General features: G+C 71.9%; 2 protein-coding genes, 1 tRNA gene and 1 pseudogene. 2 read left to right on the forward strand and 2 right to left on the reverse strand.

The genetic code is table 11. From position 1 onward, the window contains the following. Together VN520_RS13570 and VN520_RS13575 are read left to right on the forward strand one after the other, a co-directional pair. Window positions 1-1,304, forward strand: a pseudogene (locus tag VN520_RS13570) (ATP-binding protein); the annotation flags it as partial. 50 nt (window positions 1,305-1,354) lie between these two features. Continuing rightward, window positions 1,355-1,428, forward strand: a tRNA-Pro gene (locus tag VN520_RS13575). A 612-nt stretch (window positions 1,429-2,040) separates the two neighbouring features. On the opposite strand, the gene VN520_RS13580 is transcribed toward VN520_RS13575, so the two are convergent. Together VN520_RS13580 and VN520_RS13585 are read right to left on the reverse strand one after the other, a co-directional pair. Beyond that, window positions 2,041-2,262 (reverse strand): aminoglycoside phosphotransferase family protein, encoded by a 222-nt coding sequence (locus VN520_RS13580; RefSeq protein WP_325747148.1) that lies wholly within the window; start codon window positions 2,260-2,262, stop codon window positions 2,041-2,043. Window positions 2,263-2,271: 9 nt separating this feature from the next. Beyond that, window positions 2,272-3,045: (2Fe-2S)-binding protein (locus tag VN520_RS13585; RefSeq protein ID WP_325747149.1), on the reverse strand; the 774-nt coding region annotated here is incomplete at its 5' end.

A 3,045-nucleotide genomic window follows, 5' to 3' on the forward strand; every position in this document is an offset into this window, starting at 1 on the left:
TGCTCTCCTCACCGGCCACCACGGTGCAGCACCTGCGCGCCGCACTCGACACGCCGGGGCTCGACGAGACACTCCGGATCGACGCCACCTTCCGGCTCGCCTCCGCCCTGTCCCACAACAACCAGCTCAAGGACGCGGCGCTCTCCCTCGCGGCCGAGGCGTCCCGCACCCCTCCCGGGCCCGGCCTGATGCGGCTCCAGGCCGCACACTTCCTGTGGGAGGGCATGCAGGCCACCGAGGACGACGGCCCCGGCCGGTCGGCCCGCCTCGCCCGCAACGCGGACCATCTCAAGGGCCGCGACAACGCCGAGCGCGCCCTGCTGACCCTGCGGGCCTTCGACGCCATGCTGCGTGGTGAGAACGCCCAACTCGTCGTGGACCTCTGCGAACGCGCGCTGGTGGACGGGCGGCCCGCACGCGGACTGGGCTGGACCGACTCGGAATGGGGATTCGAACTCCCCGCGATGGTCGGGATCACCTACGCGTTCACCGACCAGCTCGACCGGGCCGACGCGCTTTTCGGCGAGGCCGTACGGGCCTTCGAGATCTCCGGCTGGAGCGGTGCGCACCTCGCGTTCGCACACACCCTTCTGGGACTCGTGCACCGCAGGCGGGGCCGGCTCGCCGAGGCGGAGGGCTTCCTGCGCGAGGGGTTGCGCCTCGCCGACCGGGCGGGCAGCGGACTGCCCGTCCACTGGGACGCCACCTGCCTCCTCGTCGACACGCTGCTCGCCCGTGGGCGGACGGCGGAGGCCCGGCTGATCGCCGACCGGTACGGCTTCGGTCCGCCGTACCCCAGCGCGATGGTCCTGCCGGACGCCCCGTGCGTACGCGGACGACTGCTGCTGGCCGAGGGCCGCACGGAGGAGGCCGTGACCGAGCTGGAGGCGGCGGGCGCGGCCCTGGAGCCACGAGGCCGGTTCAACGGAGTCTGGGCGCCCTGGGCCGGGGATCTCGCCCGCGCTCTCGCCGACACCGACCCGGTACGGGCCGCCCAGCTGGCCACCCGGGCCCGCGTCCACGCGGAACGCTTCGGCACGGACACGGCGATCGGTGAGGCCCTGCGCTGTGTGGCCCTCTTCGTGCCCGCGCAGGAGGCCGCCCCTCTCCTGGCCGAGTCCGTGCGCCACCTCGCGGCGTCCTCGTCCGCCTACGAGCACGCCCTGGCGCGCTTCGAGTACGGGAAGGCGATCCGCTCCCGGCGGGAGGTCGCCCTGGCCCAGAAACTCGCCACCGACTGCGGAGCGGAAGGACTGGCGAGCCGCGCCCAGCAGGTACAGGCGTCGATCCGGCCCTCGGAGTGAGGTAATGTTTGTCCTGCGCGACCGCCCGGGAACACCGGGAGGAAACGCATCGGGACGTAGCGCAGCTTGGTAGCGCACTTGACTGGGGGTCAAGGGGTCGCAGGTTCAAATCCTGTCGTCCCGACTCGTGAGAGTCGCAGGTCAGGGCCGGTTTCGGAGCAATCCGAAACCGGCCCTTGATCATTATTGGGGACCAGTTGGGGACCAGCCGGGGTCCGGCGCCCTTGACCGGGTCAACGGGGCATGACGAGGGGGATCGGGAGCGAGCGTGGTGCGCGCAGCGCGGTGAAGTGGGCAGAGAGCGCTGCCCCGGCAGCCGCGTCGGGGCAGCGCTCTCCGTAACCGGCACGGCCGTCTTCTCGGCGTCGACACCACCGCCCGGACCAGCGAGAACCTCGACGACGACCTCCCGCGCAGTCACGAACCGTTCCCGGAACAGCTCCGCGTCGCGCAGCTCGGCAAGGACCCGGTCCGCTTCCTCACGCAACACCCCGACCCGCTGGCGGGCACCCCGTTCCCGCTCCTCCGGCAAACCGACCACCGACGGCATCCCCGAACCTCCACGACCAGACCGGCACGACGTGTCCTGTCTGCCACAGAACCCGCCACACCATGCCTGACCAGCAGAAAGCCAGCGATCAAGTACGGAAAGGCCACAGCCTCTCAGGGATGGGGCCAAGGTGCGGTGAAGAGCTTTGCGCAGGTCGTGCCGTTCATGGAGCGTAAGCGTGCGTGACTACAACAGCGTGCCACCGCCGTAGGCCGGGTCTCCCGAGTACCCCTCGGGGTCAACTGCCAGCCGTGGTCCGCGGTCGGCGCGCAGGGTGTTTCTGCCGTGCAGGTCACCGTGGATGAGGGTGTCCGGCTGAGTGCGACCCAGCTCGCGGATGATCGCCACGGCGGCGTCCACCACATAAAGAGACAGCGCGTGCGTCAACTCGGCCGCGCCCTTGCGCACCTGCTCCTCTCAGGCGCCGGCCTGCTCCCGCAGCCGGGGGAGGTAACGGTCCGGCGGGTAGAACTGCCGGGCCCAGTGGCGGAACGGGCCGATCGGGCCGTCGCCGCGGGCCAGCCGGGGCGGAGACACGTACCGCTTCGTCGCCCAGACCGGGAAGTCCTGGGACACGAAAGCACAGTTGCCCCGGAACATCACACCCGCCAGCAGCCGGTGTACCGAGCCGCTCACCCAGCGGGCCAGCGGGGCCGGGAGGGCGGCCGGCTCGGCCACCTCGAAGCGGCTCGTCTGGCGCAGCTGGAAAACCGCGGGCGCGATCATCGTGGTCGTGTATACGGCACAGGTGCGCACCCCGAACCGAGGGAGCGCCGTGCACACGTGCACCCGGCTGATCCCGTTGCCCTCCAGCGTCACCTCCAGCGGACTCGCGCCCAGCAGCGGCACCCGCTCCTCGGAGCGCACCGAGATCCGGAAGGACCGCCCCTCGAAGACCGCCGGCTCGGCTACCTCCGACGCGCCCCAGCCGTGCAGCGGCGTGAAGTGCCCGATGTCCACCGTGTTCTCGACCACGTCCTGGCTGTGCCCCGCCATCTCCCACGCGGCCAACCGCGGCGCCCGCGTCCCGAGCGTGTGCCAGGGCGTGAGCTCCCAGTCCGGTGCCCGCCCGTCGTGGTGCCGCCACACGAAGACGGCGCCGTCGACTTCGCGCACCGGCAGCAGGGTCAGATCCGAGGACGGCGGCGGGGGCGTGCCGTACCCCGTCCGCGTGCAGGCGCCGTCCGGGCC

It is taken from the genome of Streptomyces sp. (assembly GCF_035563135.1).
In the GTDB taxonomy this organism is placed as follows: domain Bacteria; phylum Actinomycetota; class Actinomycetes; order Streptomycetales; family Streptomycetaceae; genus Streptomyces.